This window comes from Pseudomonas sp. B3G-3 (assembly GCF_028640915.1).
GTDB lineage: Bacteria > Pseudomonadota > Gammaproteobacteria > Pseudomonadales > Pseudomonadaceae > Aquipseudomonas > Aquipseudomonas chlororaphis_I.
In genome coordinates this window covers 174,054-189,378 of record NZ_JAQZAB010000104.1, presented here as the reverse complement: position 1 = coordinate 189,378, position 15,325 = coordinate 174,054, and the positions used below count along the sequence as shown (strand labels likewise).

The following is a 15,325-nucleotide window of genomic DNA, read 5'->3' as shown; positions in this document are numbered from 1 at the left end:
GGCGCAATTGTACTGATTGCGTACAGAAACACACTCACAAAGTAAGCAAAAAGCCATCAGTCGGACGAAAGTAGCCGGCTGATAAAACAAATCGGTGACAGCGACCCGGCTCCTGACAACGCCAGGCTCGCCGCTATCGATGTAGCCGCTGGCGCAGCCTGCGCGCGACCGCGTAGCGGTCGTGAAACCAGGCAGCGCATTTATCCAGGCAGGCCGTGGTTTCAGGAGCTGCGGTCGCTACGTCGGAGTGCCGCCCAAACCGTTCGCAGCCTCGCGGGCTCGGCAGCGGCTACAAGGGTCAGGCAGCGGTCGTAAACCCGGGCGGATCACGGATTCAGCCTGTTACTCCTTGCTGGCCTGCAGCTGGCCGTCCCAGCCGCCGCCGAGGGCGGCGATCAGTTGCACGCTGGTGACCAGCCGGCTTTGCAGCAGGCTCAGCACGCTGCGTTCGTTGTTCAACGCGGTGGCCTGTACCACCACCACATCCAGGTAGGCGATCACCCCGGCCTTGTACTGGTTCTCGGTCAGGCGCAGCGACTCGCGCGCCGAATCCAGGGCCTGCTGGCGCACCGCGGCCTCGTCTTCCAGGACCTTGAGCTGCACCAGGTAGTTCTCCACCTCGCGGAAGCCGTCGAGCACGGTCTGGCGGTACTTGGCCACGGTCTGGTCGTAGGCCGCCTCGGTGCGGTCGACTTCCGCCGAGCGCTGGCCGCCGTCGAACAGGGTCATGGCCAGTTTCGGCCCCACCGACCAGAAGCGGTTCGGCAGGCTGATCCAGTCGGCGTAGGTACTGCTGCTGTAGCCACCGGCCAGGCTCAGGGTCAGGTCCGGGTAATAGGCGGCCTTGGCCACGCCGATATTGGCGTTGGCAGCGATCACCGAACGCTCGGCCGAAGCGATGTCCGGGCGCCGCTCCAGCAGTTGCGACGGCAGGCTCAGGGGCACCTGGGGCAAGGCCGGGATGTCCTGGGTCTCGGCCAGGCTGAACTCGGCCGGCGGCAGGCCGATCAGCACCGCAATGGCGTTTTCCAGCTGGGCGCGTTGCCAGATCAGGTCGATCAGGTCGGCCTGGGTGGTTTTCAGCTGGGTTTGCGCCTGGGCCACCGCGTCCTTGCCGGAGACGCCGGCGCGGTACTGGTTCTCGGTCATGGTCAGCGAACGCTGGTAAGCCGCCACCGTGGCTTCGAGCAGGCGCTTCTGCTGGTCCATGACCCGCAGTTGCAGGTAGTTCTGCACCAGTTCCGACTGCTGGCTCAGGCGCATCGCCGCGAGGTCGGCGAAGCTGGCTTCGGCGCTGGCTTCGTTGGCTTCCAGGCCACGACGCAGCTTGCCCCAGACATCGGCCTCCCAGCTCACCCCGAGCTGGGTGTTGTAGGTGTCGCGAATGCCGCTGGAGGAGCTGCTCAGGGCCGAACTGCTGCTGCCGGTGCCCTGGCTGGCGCGGGTTTTGCCGGCGCTCAGGTCGACCGTGGGGAACAGCGAGCCACGGGCGCTGCGCACCAGGGCCTGGGCCTGACGGTACTGGGCCTCGGACTGCGCCACGGTCTGGTTGGCGCTGTTGAGCTTGTCGATCAGGCCGTTGAGCTGTTGGTCGCCATACAGTTCCCACCAGGCGCCACGGGCCAGGGAATCGCTGGGGCTGGCCTGGCGCCAGCCTGCTGCTTCCTTGTATTGCGCAGGCTCGGCGACGGTCGGGCGCTGATAGTCCGGGCCAATGGCGCAGGCGCTGAGCAGCGCCAGGCTCAAGCTCAGGCTCAACAGCCGCGAACCGCGGGCCAGGGCCAGGCGCTGAGGAAGGTTGCGGGGCGAGCAGTCAGTCATAGCGGCGTTTCCAGAGCGGCATCGGTACGGACCCCACGCCAGTGGTTGAATTTATGGCGCAGGCGATCGAGATAGAGGTAGACCACCGGGGTGGTGTAGAGGGTCAGGATCTGGCTGAAGACCAGGCCGCCGATAATGGTCAGGCCCAGGGGCTGGCGCATTTCCGCGCCTTCGGCGCTGCCGAGCAGCAACGGCAAGGCGCCGAGGATCGCCGCCAGGGTGGTCATCAGGATCGGCCGCAGGCGCAGCAGGCAGGCGCTGCGGATCGACTCCAGCGGGCCCAGGCCCTGGTGGCGCTCCAACTGCAGCGCCAGGTCGATCATCAGGATGGCGTTTTTCTTCACCACGCCGATCAGCAGGAACAGCCCCAGCAGCGAGATCAGGCTGAACTGGCTGCCCAGCACATAGATCGACAGCAAGGCGCCGACCCCGGCCGACGGCAGCGTGGACAGGATGGTCAACGGGTGAATGTAGCTTTCATAAAGCACGCCCAGCACCAGGTACACCGCCAGCAGCGCACCCAGGATCATGAACGGCTGGCTCTTCTGGGTCGCGGCGAAGGCATCGGCGGTGCCGGCCATCTTGACGATCACGTCTTCAGGCATGCCGACCTTGGCGAGCGCCCGCTCGATGGCCGCCGTGCCCTGCTCCACCGTCACCCCTTCGGCCATGTCGAAGGAAATGCTTTCCGAGGCGAACTGGCCTTCGTGGCTGACCCGGTCGTCTTCCAGGCTGTTCTCGTAATGGGCGATGGTCGACAGCGGCACCCGTGCACCGTCGGCGGTGATCACCTGCACCTGGTTGAGGGTGATCGGGTCCTGGGCGTATTTCGGGTTGACCTCCATCACCACCTGGTACTGGTTGAGGCTGTCGTAGATGGTGGAAATCTGCCGCTGGCTGTAGGCGTTGTTGAGCACCGCGGTGACCATGTTCATGTCGATCCCCAGGCGCTTGGCCTGGTCGCGGTCGACCACCAGGGTCACCTGCTGGGCACCCTGCCCCTCGCGGGCGTCGATGGCGGTCAGCTCCGGCAAGGCACGCAGCGCGATGACCACCTTCGGGTACCACTCGCGCAATGCCCCCAGGTCGCCGCTCTGGATGATGTAGGAATACTGCGAGGTGGTCTGTTCGCGACCGCCGCCGAACTGCAGGTCCTGGTCGGCCATCAGCATCAGCTGGGCGCCGGGCACCTTGGGCATTTCCTTGCGCAGGCGCTCGATGACCTTCTGCGCGGAAATGTTGCGTTCCTTGATCGGCTTGAGGCGCACCAGCATGAAGGCGTTGTTGGTGCCGTTGTTGCCGCCGATGAAGCCGGCCACGCTCTCCACCGCCGGGTCCTTGAGCACCTCGCGGCGGAAGATTTCCATCTTCGGCTGCATCACGGTGAACGACAGGCCGTCGTCGCCCCGCACGAAACCGATCAGCTGGCCGGTGTCCTGCTGCGGCATGAAGGTCTTGGGCACCACCACGTACAGCGCAATGTTGACGCCGATGGTCACGAACAGGCTGAGCAGGGTCAGGCGCTTGTGGCGCAGCACCCAGTCCAGGCTGCTGGCGTATTTCGCCACCATCCAGTCGTTGCCGCGCTGGCTCCAGCGCTGCAGGCCGTTCTCCTGGCCCGGCACATGGGGCTTGAGCCAGCGGGCGCAAAGCATCGGGGTCAGGGTCAGGGACACCACCAGGGACACGATGATCGCCGCCGCCAGGGTGATGGAAAACTCGCGGAACAGGCTCTCGATGATCCCGCCCATGAACAGGATCGACAGGAACACCGCCACCAGCGAGACGTTCATCGACAACAGGGTGAAGCCGACTTCCTTGGCTCCCAGGTAGGCTGCCTTCATCGGCGCGATGCCTTCGTCGATGTGCCGGGAAATGTTCTCCAGCACCACGATGGCGTCGTCCACCACCAGCCCGGTGGCGAGAATCAGCGCCATCAGCGACAGGTTGTTCAGGGAAAAACCGTACAGGTACATCACCGCGAAGGTGCCCACCAGCGACACCGGCACCGCCAGGGTCGGGATCAGCGAGGCGCGCAGATTGCCGAGGAACAGGTAGACCACCAGGATCACCAGGGCCACGGCGATCAGCAGGGTCATCTCGGCTTCATGCAGGGTGGCCTTGATCACCGGCGAGCGGTCCATCGCCAGGTTGAGCTTGACGCTGGCCGGCAACACCGCCTGCAACGCCGGCAACTGCGCCTTGATCTCATTGACCGTCTCGATGATGTTGGCCCCGGCCTGGCGGTTGATCACCAGCAGCACCGCCGCGTCGTCGTTGAAGAAGCCACTGTTGTAGCGGTCCTCGACGCCGTCGCTGACCTTGGCCACGTCTTTCAGGCGCAGGGCCGCGCCGTCCTTGTAGTGAATGATCAGCGGCTCGTAGTCCTTGGCCTTCTCCAGCTGGTCGTTGGCCTGCACCTGCCACATCTGCTCGCTGTTCTCCACCGAGCCCTTGGGCCGGCGCACGTTGGCTTCGGCGATGGTCTTGCGCACATCGTCGAGGGCCACGCCGTACTGGTTGAGCAACTGCGGCTCGAGCTCGATGCGCACCGCCGGCAGCGAACTGCCGCCGATCTGCACCTCGCCGACACCGGACACCTGGGACAGGCTCTGGGACAGGATGGTCGAGGCCAGGTCGTACAGCTGGCCCTTCTCCAGCACATCGGAGGTCAGCGACAGCACCATGATCGGCGCCTGGGACGGGTTGACCTTCTTGTAGGTGGGCATGCTGCGCATGCCGCTGGGCAGCAGGTTGCGCGAGGCGTTGATCGCCGCCTGCACTTCCCGCGCCGCGCCGTTGATGTCGCGGTCCAGGTCGAACTGCAGGATGACCCGGGTCGAACCCTGGCTGGAGCGGCTGCTCATGGTGTTGACCCCGGCGATCGCGCCGAAGGAACGCTCCAGGGGCGTGGCCACGGTGGATGCCATCACCTCGGGGCTGGCCCCCGGCAAGCTGGCCTGGACCACGATCACCGGGAAGTCCATCTGCGGCAGCGGCGACACCGGCAGCAGGCCGAAGCTGACGCCGCCCAATAACATAATCGCCAATGAAAGCAGCATGGTTGCCACGGGGCGTTTGATGAATGGACCTGAAAGATTCATAGGTGGCAACCACTAGCTTCAAGCTGCAAGCTGCAAGAGAAAAGCAGGGATCGCGCAGGCTTTGACTTGCGGCTTGAAGCTTGAAGCTTGTAGCTCGCCGTCATACCACCACCTCTTTCGAGTCAGGCTTGCCAAAGCGGCGTCCCAATCGATCGAAATACAGGTAAATAACAGGCGTGGTAAACAGCGTGAGGATCTGGCTCAGCAACAGGCCGCCGACCATCACCAGGCCCAGAGGCTGGCGCAGTTCGGCGCCGGAGCCGGTGGCCAGCATCAGCGGCACGGCGCCGAACAGCGCGGCCAGGGTGGTCATCAGGATCGGTCGGAAACGCAGGAGCGCCGCCTGGTAGATCGCCTGCTCCGGGGCCATGCCCTGGTTGCGTTCGGCGTCGAGGGCGAAGTCGATCATCATGATCGCGTTCTTCTTGACGATGCCGATCAGCAGGATGATGCCGATGATCGCGATCATGCCCAGGTCGTTGCCGCTGAGGATCAGCGCCAGCAAGGCCCCCACCGCCGCCGACGGCAGCGTGGAAAGGATGGTGATCGGGTGGATGTAGCTCTCGTAGAGCACCCCCAGCACGATGTACATGGTCACCACCGCCGCCAGGATCAGCAGCAAGGTGCTCGACAGCGAAGCCTGGAACGCCTGGGCCGCGCCCTGGAACTGGGTCTGCACGCCCACCGGCATGCCGATGTCCCGCTGCACCTGCTCGATGATGTCCACCGCCTGCCCCAGGGCCACGCCGGGCGCCAGGTTGAACGACATCATCACCGCCGGGAACTGGCCGATATGGGCGATGGCCAGTTGCGCCTGGCGCTCCTCGACCCGGGCCAGGCTCGACAGCCGCACCTGGCCGCCGTCGATGGTCTTCACATGGATCTGTTCCAGCGCCTGCGGGCCGATGCTTTCCCCGGCCTGGGCCTGCAACACCACGCGGTATTGGCTGGCCTGGGTGTAGATGGTGGAAATCTGCCGCTGGCCGAAGGCGTCGTACAGCGCGTCGGTGATGTTCGACACCGAGACGCCGATGCGCGAAGCGGCGTCGCGGTCGATCACCAGGTACACCTGCAAACCCTTGTCCTGCAGGTCGCTGGCGACGTCGGTGAGTTCCGCCCGGTGGGCCAGGGCATCCACCAGGCGCCCGCTCCACAGGGCCAGCAGGTCGGCATCCGGCGACGACAGGCTGAACTGGTACTGGGTACGGCTGACCCGGTCCTCGATGGTCAGGTCCTGCACCGGCTGCATGAACAGGCGGATGCCCACCAACTGGTCGACCTGGGGCTGGATGCGCGCAATCACTTCGGCGGCGCTGAGGTCGCGTTCGCGGTGCGGCTTGAGGTTGATCAGCAGCCGGCCGCTGTTGAGGGTGGCGTTGTCGCCGTCGACCCCGATATAGGACGACAGGCTTTCCACCGCCGGGTCGGCCAGGATGATTTTCGCCAGGTCCTGCTGGCGCTGGCTCATGGCGGCGAAGGACACCGACTGCGGCGCTTCGGAAATGCCCTGGATCACCCCGGTGTCCTGCACCGGGAAGAAGCCCTTGGGCACCACCATATACAGGAACACGGTCAACGCCAGGGTGCCGACGGCCACCAGCAGGGTCAGCGGCTGATGCTTGAGCACCCATTGCAGCCAGCGACCGTAGCTGGCGATCAACCAGTCGATCCAGGCGCCGCTGGCGCGGTAGAACCGTCCCTGTTCTTCTTCCTTGGGCTCACGCTTGAGCAGGCGCGCGCACATCATCGGCGTCAGGGTCAGGGACACCACCAGGGAAATCAGGATCGCCACCGCCAGGGTGATGGCGAACTCGCGGAACAGCCGCCCGACCACGTCGGCCATGAACAGCAGCGGAATCAATACGGCGATCAGCGACAGGGTCAGCGACACCAGGGTGAAGCCGATCTGCTTGGCGCCCTTGAGCGCGGCCTGCATCGGGCTGTCGCCCTCCTCGATGAAGCGCGAGATGTTCTCCAGCATCACGATGGCATCGTCGACCACAAAGCCGGTGGCGATGGTCAGGGCCATCAGGGTCAGGTTGTTGACCGAGAAGCCCGCCAGGTACATCACGCCGAAGGTACCGATCAGCGACAGCGGCACGGCAATCGACGGAATCACCGTGGCGCTGGCCCGGCGCAGGAACAGGAAGGTCACCATCACCACCAGGGCGATGGCGATCAGCAGTTCGTGCTGCACGTCGGTGACCGAGGCGCGGATGGTCTGGGTGCGGTCGGTGAGCACGGTGACGTCGAGGCCCGCCGGCAGGTTGTCGGTAATGCTCGGCAGCAGCGCCTTGATCCGGTCCACCACCTCGATCACGTTGGCCCCGGGCTGGCGCTGGATATTGAGCAGCACCGCCTGGTTTTCATTGGCCCAGGCCGCCAGGCGTTCATTCTCGGCGCCGCCGACGATCTGCGCGACGTCCTTCAAGCGCAGCGGCGCGCCATTCTTGTAGGCCAGGATCAGCTCGGCGTAATCCTTGGGCGAAGTCAGCTGGTCGTTGGCGTCGAGCATCGACACCCGGGTCGGGCCGTCGAAGTTGCCCTTGGGCTGGTTGACGTTGGAGGCGCCGATCAGGCTGCGCACGTCCGCCAGGTTGAGGCCGTTGGCCGCCAGGGCCTCCGGGTTGACCTTGATCCGCACCGCCTGGCGCTGGCCGCCAGCGATGCTGACCATGCCGACGCCGCTGATCTGCGCGATCTTCTGCGCCATGCGGGTATCGACCAGGTCGTTGAGCTTGGGCAGCAGCATGGTCTTGGAGGTGATGGCCAGGGTCAGCACCGGGGTGTCCGCCGGGTTGACCTTGTTGTACACCGGCGGCGCCGGCAGATCCGTGGGCAGCAGGTTGGTCGCGGCATTGATCGCGGCCTGCACCTGTTGCTCGGCGACATCCATATTGATGTCGAGGTTGAAGCGCAGGGTCAGCACCGAGGCGCCGCCGGAACTGGTGGAGGCCATCTGGGTCAGGCCGGGCATCTGGCCGAACTGGCGTTCCAGGGGCGCGGTGACCGCGCTGGTCATCACGTCGGGACTGGCGCCGGGGTACAGGGTCATCACCCGGATGGTCGGGTAATCGACCTGGGGCAACGCCGAGACCGGCAGCAGGCGATAGGCGATCAGGCCGGCCAGGACAATGGCCAGCATGCTCAGGGTGGTGGCTACCGGACGGAGGATGAACAGCCGCGACAGGTTCATGCGCCGACCTTGCTCGCCGGGGCGTCAGCGGCCGGGGCCGTGGCAGGCGTAGTCGCCGAACTGGCCGGCTTGCCCTGCAGGTGCTGGGTCGGGGTGGTCGGCACTTCCTCGGTGGTGTTCACCACCTCCACTTCGCTGCCGTCTTTCAGGCGGTCGGTGCCTTCCAGCACCACGCGATCGCCGGCTTCCAGGCCGGCCTTGATCACGGTGGAGTCGCCGTTGCTGTCACCGACCTGCAACTGGCGGATCTTGACCTTGTTGTCGCCGTCCAGGGCGTAGACGAAGGTGCCGTTGGTACCGAACTGGACCGCCGCCGACGGTGCCAGCACCACGTTTTTCAGGGTGTCGGCGAGCACGCGCACGTTGACGAACTGGTTGGGGAACAGCACCTGGTCGCGGTTCTCGTAGCGCGCCTTGAACTTCAGGGTGCCGGTGGTGGTGTCGATCTGGTTGTCGAGGCTTTGCAGCACGCCGCTGGCCTGCAGTGTCTGGTCGCCGCGGTCCCAGGCTTCCACCGGCAGCCTGGCGCCGCTGCGATAACGCTCCAGCACCCTGCTCAGGTTGTTCTCCGGCAGGGTAAAGGCAACGCTGATCGGCTGGGTCTGGGTGATGATCGCCAGCGCGGTGGTGTCATTGGCCGCCACCAGGTTGCCGACGTCCAGCTGGCGCAGGCCCACGCGACCGGTGATCGGCGCGCGGATCCTGGTGAATTCGAGATTGAGCTTGGCGTCGTTGACCGCCGCCTGGTTGGTCTTGACCGTGCCCTGGTACTGGCCGACCAGCGCCGCGGCGGTGTCCAGGGTCTGCTTGGCGATACTGTCCTGGGCGTACAGGCCGCGATAACGCTCGTAGTCGACCTGGGCGTTCTTCAGCTGGGCCTGGTTCTGCAACAGCGTGCCTTCGGCCTGGAGCAAGGCGTTCTGGTAAGGCCGCGGATCGATTTCCGCCAGCAGGTCGCCGGCCTTGACCATCTGCCCTTCCTCGAAGGCCACCTTGACCAGCTCACCCGCCACCCGGCTGCGCACATTGATGGTGTTCAGCGCGGTGACGGTGCCCAGCGCCTTGTAATACAGCGGGAAGTCCCCGCGCGTGGCCGGTGCCACCCGCACCGGGATCGGCCCGCTCGCGCCACCGAACCCTGGCCGCATCGACCCGCTGCGCCCGGTGTGTCCGACGGCAGCCTTTTGCCCGGCGGCATCCTTGTGGGTGGTCGAGGCCGGCCAGAATTTCCAGCACAGGCCGACGATGGCCAACAGGACAAGCAGGCCGAGCAGCCAGCGACGGGAGTTGCGGGAAACGGAGGATTGCATGGAATGATCAACCATTGGGCGCGAGGGGATCTTTTTCAGAAGGCTGAAAGATAAGCACTGGCCGGTGTTTAGCAAAGCGCCTTTACCGGCAATTTACCTTGGGCTTACGTTTGCAAGTGTCTGCTAAGCCACTGAAGCACAAATAAAAACGGCCTGGACAGGGCCAGGCCGTGAATAATTGTAAAACCTGTTACTTCAGAACGGCCAAGGCCGCGTCGTAGTTAGGTTCTTCAGCGATTTCCTTGACCAGCTCGCTGTGCAGCACGGTGTCGTTCTCGTCCAGCACCACCACCGCGCGGGCGGTCAGGCCGGCCAGCGGGCCGTCGGCAATGGCCACGCCGTAGTTTTCGATGAACTCGCGGCCACGCAGGGTCGACAGGTTCTGCACGTTTTCCAGGCCTTCGGCGCCGCAGAAACGGGCCTGGGCGAACGGCAGGTCAGCCGAGATGCACAGCACCACGGTGTTGTTCAGGTCGTTGGCCTGGGCGTTGAACTTGCGCACGGAGGTGGCGCAGGTCGGGGTGTCGACGCTTGGGAAGATGTTCAGCACTTTGCGCTTGCCGGCAAAGCTGCTCAGGGTGATGTCGGCCAGGCCGGCGCCCACCAGGGAGAACGCTGGCGCCTTGGAGCCGGCTTGTGGCAGTTGGCCGTTGACTTGAACCGGGTTGCCTTTAAGGGTGACTTGAGCCATGAACGGAGTCCTTTTAAACGATTGTCATTGAACAGCTGTAAAGAACATCGAGAGGCCGGAAGTTAAACATGAAACGCTCCGGCTACCTATGCCCGGGATACAAATTGTCGCCCTTTTGCGCCCTTGAGTGGATACAGAACGCGAGGCTGCCGCCATCCAGCCCGCAGGCTCGAAGCGACAGTCGTCAACCCGGCCAGCGCGCTGACCTCACGTATAACCAGCGTCCATGTCGCCGGTATGACACCCCCACATCCCGTGCCGAAAGCTGAACTGGCGTCCGGCACTGAGCCGCAGGCTGTCGATACCCACACCTTTCACAGGGCTGATGCGCCCGGGAAAGATCTTCGGGAAGTTGGCGCCGTCAAGGCAGAAATCCAGCGCCTGGGCCGGGCTGAGACCGGCGATAAAAGTCGTGCGTCCGACCACAGGCATGCCAGCAAAGCTCCTTGAGAGCATCAATAATATGTAATTAATAACATCACAAATATTCTATAACTATATGTTTTTATTGAATTTGTTACTATTGATAAATTACATTAACTTAACCATTCAAAAAACATGGAAATCATCACCATTCACATGAACATCCGGGCAGGCCTTGAAGCTCCGCTGCCATTCGACCCAGGAGCCCGTCACCCTGCTGTGGGCGGAAAAAACCTGCCATGGACGATGCCGTCGGCAGGCCTTGTGCCCTCGCCTCGCCAGCGAAACCTGTGCTTTTGATTGACTGCCGGCCCTGCTCGGTGAAGGGGTCAGGCACCCGCCCTGCCCCCGACGCAGTGGGCAAAAAAATGCTCGGGAGATACCCCGGCCCCAACTACTTTTTCAGTTTCTTAAAGGACTGGTGCAGGTCTGAGGCCCAGCCGTCGATGACGTTTTTCACGTCCGCAGGCTGCATGATCTGGGTGTCGTTCTGCAGCGGCTTGCCGCTGCCCTTGCGCACCACCTGGGCGATCACCTTGTTGTTGCCGCCGTCGATGAACTGCGCCTCGGTACCCAGGGTAGTCTCCTGGTCGCGGATTCCGCTGGCCGTGCTCACCGCCGCCGCCACCAGGGCGATGGGAATGATTTCGTAGGGTTTCAGGCCTTCGGTCTTGCTGCTCACGGCGGTGATCGCCGCGCGCACCACAATCACGCCTGGCCCCGGTGCGCTGGCCAGCGGCATGGCCTGGCCGATCTCGCGCTTGAGCGCCTCGTCGTAATAGCGGTTGATACCGTACAAGGTGTTCTGCGGGATCTTCACCGTCGGCTGCGGCTTGGGATAGAACTGGGTGGGCTCGATATAGACGCTGCTGTACTGCTTCAGGTCCAGCTTGGGATCGACCCAGCGCATCACTTCTACGCCCGACGGCGACTTGGCCTCCTTGAGCTGGCTGTAGTCGCCGAGAAAACCGGAATACTCGTCGGGCTGGGTGACGTTGCTGGAACAGCCCACCAACCCGAGGGTGGCCAGGCACAGCGTGCTCATCATTGATGCGAGCTTCATGGGGTAACTCCTGTCAGAAATCCGGAAGCGCTACTGGTTTGAGGAAATTTAGGTATAGCCAATAGCGGGCATATCAGCACAGCAAAAGCGGATTAATCGCCAAAGCAGGCCAGAGAATTCTTGTCGGATCGGACAGATACAGGTGCGGCGTCAAAGCCGCACCTTGCCCAAGCCCGTTACCAGCCCGTCCGTTACCAAGTCGTTCCGCGCCTTGCCGCCGCCTCGCGCCGAGCGTCGATGCGCATGGCCTTGAGCAGGGAAAAGGTCCCGGCCAGGACGATCACGGCGCCAAACACGAAGTCGATGCCGTACAACTGGTAGTCCTGCAGCGGCCCGACCAGGAATACCCGGACCGCCGCCACGCCCAGCAGCGTGGCGAGAAAGTCGATGGTCGGCTCGTCGCGGTACAGCACCATCAGCAGCGGCAGGCACAGCACCAGCAACAACAGCAGCACGATGATCTTGAACGAGCCTTTACGCTCGATGCTGAAGGCGCACTCGCTGGCACCATAGGCCGGATAGTCGCCGGGCTGGACCAGGCTGTTCTGCTCGGCGATGTAGTCCGCCGGGTTGTACATCCGGGTCGGGGTGAAGGTATTGGACAGGTTCATCTGCGTGGTGATGCGCTTGAACGGCAGGTCGACCTGCTCGTTGCCCTTGAGGATGTACAGCACCGGCTTGTAGCCGTAACGGTAGACCTCGAAGGGAAACCGGCTGGACTCGCCGATCACCCGGATCGGCCGGCTTTCCAGGTCTGCGTAGGCGTTCTTGTGCGGCGAATTGAAGTTGCGGTTCAAGGGCTTGACCTTGACCTCTTCAAAGAACAACGGCGGCAGGCTGTAGGTGGACTGCAAGGGTTCCAGGCGCAATTTCAGCGGGTAGCGGCCCAGTTCGTAGCGGTTGTAGGTGCGCTCGGAAACGTTGACCTCTCCCGATACCCTGAACTCGCCCTGGGTGCTGTTGGTGACCCTGAGCAGCAGATAATCGCGCTTGAAGGAATGCGGCGAATCCGCGGCGGGGCCGCACCAGCCGTAGCTGTCGAGGGGGTCGCCGAGGCGCCCGCTGCGGGCATCCTGGTACACATAGAAATAGCCGACCCACAGGGTCAGGATCAGCAACAACGAAAACAACCCGAGTATCTTTTTAGCAACGCTCACAGCCGCGACTCTCTTCCATGGATGGCCCATGCCAGGCACGCCTGCGACTGATCGCCGGACGCCGATCCCTGGCTCCTTCATAAGGGGTGGGACTCTACCAAAGTGCCATCAGCGACCCAAGGACAAATGCCCCTGGCGGCCAGACAATGGCCGTTGCCTGCCCTGTTCACGGGCGACGGTGAGCATCGATGGAAGCGCCGGCCGGTGCCGGCGCCTCTCTTCAGCGCCTCCGGAACAGCGGCCGCGGCTCGATCGCCGAGCGCCCGTAAAGCACACTCATGCCCGCCAGCCCCTTGAGGGCGTCGTCGGCGCATTTGTCTTCGCGGATGGCAAAGCTGTCAAAACCGCATTGGCGCATATGGCTGAGCTGGTCACGCAACACATCGCCCACCGCCCGCAGTTCGCCCATCCAGCCCAGGCGGGTGCGCAGCAGGTAGGCCTGGCTGTAGGCGCGGCCGTCACGGAAGCTGGGAAAATCCAGGGCGATCAGCGGGATCAGCTTGAGCCAGGGCCTGAGGCTTTCCACCTCATCGTCCGGGCCGAGCCAGACCCCGTCCCGCGCCGGCTCGTGCTCGATGCGGCGGATCAGCCAGCGGGCCAGGGGCAAGATCAGCGGCCCCTCGGGCAGCGGGCCGTCCACCTCGCGCACCAGGTTCCAGGGATCGTCCTCGACCCGCCCAGCCTGGCCATCCTGCAAGCGCAACAGATTGTTCATGGTTTTAGTCTCTCGCTCACGGCTGTAATTCCTCGCTCACGGCTGTGCTTTCTGTTGCCCGGTCGCAGTGCTGGCTCATGGCTGTGCCTCCAGCACTTTCGGATAGACCCGCTCCTTGAACGGCTCCAGGCCGATGCGTTGCACGGTATCGACGAACAGCTCCTCGCTTTCCCGGTAACGCACGAAGGTGGCGATGATGCGTTCGATCACCCCGGGCACTTCCTCGGCGCTGAACGACGGGCCTATGACCTTGCCCAGCGCGCTGTGCTTGCCCTGGGCGCCGCCGAGGGTGATCTGGTACCACTCGCTGCCGTTCTTATCGACGCCGAGGATGCCGATATTGCCGATGTGGTGATGGCCGCAGGCGTTCATGCAGCCGGAGATGTTCAGGCTGATGTCACCCAGGTCGTGCAGGTAATCCAGATCATCGAAGCGCGCCTGGATCGCCTGGGCGATGGGGATCGACTTGGCGTTGGCCAGGGCGCAGAAGTCGCCGCCGGGACAGGCGATGATGTCGGTCAGCAAGCCGACGTTGGCGCAGCCCAGGCCCTGCTCGCCCGCTAGCCGCCACAGTTCATGCAGCGCGGCCTTGGGCACGTCCGGCAGGACGATGTTCTGTTCGTGGGCGATACGGATCTCGCCAAAGCCGAAGGCCTCGGACCACTCGGCCACCGCCTCCATCTGCGCCGCCGTCACGTCTCCGGGCGGCGAGGTGCTGCCGGGTTTGGTCGACAGCACCACGCTGGCGTAGCCCGGCACCTTGTGCGGCTTGACGTTGTGCGCCACCCAGCGCTCGAAAGCCGGTTCCTCGGCCAGGCGGCTGCCGTAGTCGAGATCGGTGGCTGGCTGGCGCTCGTAGAGCGGCGGGATAAAGGCACTGGCGACCCGCAGGTATTCGGCCTCGGTCAACTGCGCCGGGCCGTCCTTGAGGTGCTGCCACTCCTCCTCCACTTCCTTGGCGAAGGCCTCGATGCCCAGGGCCTTGACCAGGATCTTGATCCGCGCCTTGTACTTGTTGTCGCGCCGGCCGTGGCGGTTATAGACCCGCAGCACCGCCTCGACATAGGACAGCAGGTGCTGCCACGGCAGGCCGTCGCGGATCTGCTGGCTGAGGATCGGCGTGCGCCCCAGGCCGCCGCCGACCATCACCCGCAGCAGCATCTGCCCGCGCCAGTCGCGGTACAGGTACAGGCCGATGTCATGCATCATGATCGCCGCCCGGTCCTCGCGGGCCGAGCAGATGGCGATCTTGAACTTGCGCGGCAGGAACAGGAATTCCGGGTTGATGGTCGACCACTGGCGCAGGATCTCCGCCAGGGGCCGCGGGTCCATCAGCTCGTCGGCGGCCACCCCGGCGAAGGCTTCGGTGGTGATGTTGCGCACGCAGTTGCCGGAGGTCTGGATTGCGTGCATCTCGACGCCGGCCAGGCGTTCGAGGATGTCCGGCACCTGGGCCAGCTCGATCCAGTTGAACTGCATGTTCTGCCGGGTGGTGAAGTGGCCGTAGCCGCGATCGTAGTCGCGGGCGATGCTGGCCAGGGTGCGCATCTGCCGCGCACTGAGGGTGCCGTAAGGGATGGCCACCCGCAGCATGTAGGCGTGTTTCTGCATGTACAGGCCGTTCTGCAGGCGCAGCGGCAGGAACTCTTCTTCGCTCAGCTCGCCAGCCATGAAGCGTTCGACCTGATCGCGAAACTGCGCCACCCGTTCAAAGACCAGGGCCCGGTCGTACTCGTCATAGTGATACATGTCACGGCCTCATCAGTGCTGACCCCAATCCCGCCCCTGAAGCCACTGCAATCCTGTAGCCGCTGCCGAGCAACGCGAGGCTGCGACCGAGCGCGT

The 15,325-nt window shown here is 64.2% G+C and carries 10 protein-coding genes; all 10 read right to left on the bottom strand.

The window, feature by feature from the left end:
• Nucleotides 1–342: 342 nt before the first annotated feature.
• A complete protein-coding gene (locus tag PVZ80_RS14970) occupies nucleotides 343–1,821 on the bottom strand; it encodes an efflux transporter outer membrane subunit (RefSeq protein WP_009048805.1) in 1,479 nt (492 codons plus the stop codon).
• Nucleotides 1,818–4,925: an efflux RND transporter permease subunit gene (locus PVZ80_RS14965; protein ID WP_273864125.1), complete on the bottom strand. Its 3,108-nt coding sequence runs from the start codon at nucleotides 4,923–4,925 to the stop codon at nucleotides 1,818–1,820. The genes PVZ80_RS14970 and PVZ80_RS14965 overlap by 4 nt, the downstream gene beginning before the upstream one ends.
• 100 nt (nucleotides 4,926–5,025) lie before the next feature.
• Entirely contained in the window at nucleotides 5,026–8,121 is a 3,096-nt protein-coding gene (locus tag PVZ80_RS14960; protein ID WP_273864124.1) for an MdtB/MuxB family multidrug efflux RND transporter permease subunit, read from the bottom strand.
• Nucleotides 8,118–9,446 carry an MdtA/MuxA family multidrug efflux RND transporter periplasmic adaptor subunit gene (locus PVZ80_RS14955; protein WP_009048802.1) on the bottom strand — a complete coding sequence of 443 codons (1,329 nt, stop codon included), beginning with the start codon at nucleotides 9,444–9,446 and terminating at the stop codon, nucleotides 8,118–8,120. Before PVZ80_RS14955 ends, PVZ80_RS14960 begins: the two co-directional genes overlap by 4 nt.
• A 175-nt stretch (nucleotides 9,447–9,621) precedes the next feature.
• Entirely contained in the window at nucleotides 9,622–10,122 is a 501-nt protein-coding gene (gene tpx, locus PVZ80_RS14950; RefSeq protein ID WP_009048801.1) for a thiol peroxidase, read from the bottom strand.
• A gap of 207 nt (nucleotides 10,123–10,329) precedes the next feature.
• The gene (locus PVZ80_RS14945; RefSeq protein WP_235184585.1) at nucleotides 10,330–10,554 is read right to left on the bottom strand and encodes a hypothetical protein; all 225 of its coding nucleotides are present in this window, start codon (nucleotides 10,552–10,554) and stop codon (nucleotides 10,330–10,332) included.
• A 385-nt stretch (nucleotides 10,555–10,939) separates the two neighbouring features.
• Nucleotides 10,940–11,608 (bottom strand): DUF3313 domain-containing protein, encoded by a 669-nt coding sequence (locus PVZ80_RS14940; RefSeq protein ID WP_273864123.1) that lies wholly within the window; start codon nucleotides 11,606–11,608, stop codon nucleotides 10,940–10,942.
• 191 nt (nucleotides 11,609–11,799) lie between these two features.
• The gene (locus PVZ80_RS14935; RefSeq protein ID WP_029527216.1) at nucleotides 11,800–12,765 is read right to left on the bottom strand and encodes a hypothetical protein; all 966 of its coding nucleotides are present in this window, start codon (nucleotides 12,763–12,765) and stop codon (nucleotides 11,800–11,802) included.
• A 220-nt stretch (nucleotides 12,766–12,985) separates the two neighbouring features.
• A complete protein-coding gene (locus PVZ80_RS14930) occupies nucleotides 12,986–13,480 on the bottom strand; it encodes a DUF934 domain-containing protein (protein WP_041984101.1) in 495 nt (164 codons plus the stop codon).
• A 75-nt stretch (nucleotides 13,481–13,555) separates the two neighbouring features.
• Entirely contained in the window at nucleotides 13,556–15,229 is a 1,674-nt protein-coding gene (locus PVZ80_RS14925; RefSeq protein WP_273864122.1) for a nitrite/sulfite reductase, read from the bottom strand.
• Nucleotides 15,230–15,325 lie beyond the last annotated feature (96 nt).

Coding starts and splice junctions, on each gene's coding strand:
- PVZ80_RS14970 (WP_009048805.1), bottom strand. CDS start 1,821: ATGACTGACTGCTCGCCCCGCAACCTTCCTCAGCGCCTGGCCCTGGCC.
- PVZ80_RS14965 (WP_273864125.1), bottom strand. CDS start 4,925: ATGAATCTTTCAGGTCCATTCATCAAACGCCCCGTGGCAACCATGCTG.
- PVZ80_RS14960 (WP_273864124.1), bottom strand. CDS start 8,121: ATGAACCTGTCGCGGCTGTTCATCCTCCGTCCGGTAGCCACCACCCTG.
- PVZ80_RS14955 (WP_009048802.1), bottom strand. CDS start 9,446: ATGGTTGATCATTCCATGCAATCCTCCGTTTCCCGCAACTCCCGTCGC.
- tpx (WP_009048801.1), bottom strand. CDS start 10,122: ATGGCTCAAGTCACCCTTAAAGGCAACCCGGTTCAAGTCAACGGCCAA.
- PVZ80_RS14945 (WP_235184585.1), bottom strand. CDS start 10,554: ATGCCTGTGGTCGGACGCACGACTTTTATCGCCGGTCTCAGCCCGGCC.
- PVZ80_RS14940 (WP_273864123.1), bottom strand. CDS start 11,608: ATGAAGCTCGCATCAATGATGAGCACGCTGTGCCTGGCCACCCTCGGG.
- PVZ80_RS14930 (WP_041984101.1), bottom strand. CDS start 13,480: ATGAACAATCTGTTGCGCTTGCAGGATGGCCAGGCTGGGCGGGTCGAG.
- PVZ80_RS14925 (WP_273864122.1), bottom strand. CDS start 15,229: ATGTATCACTATGACGAGTACGACCGGGCCCTGGTCTTTGAACGGGTG.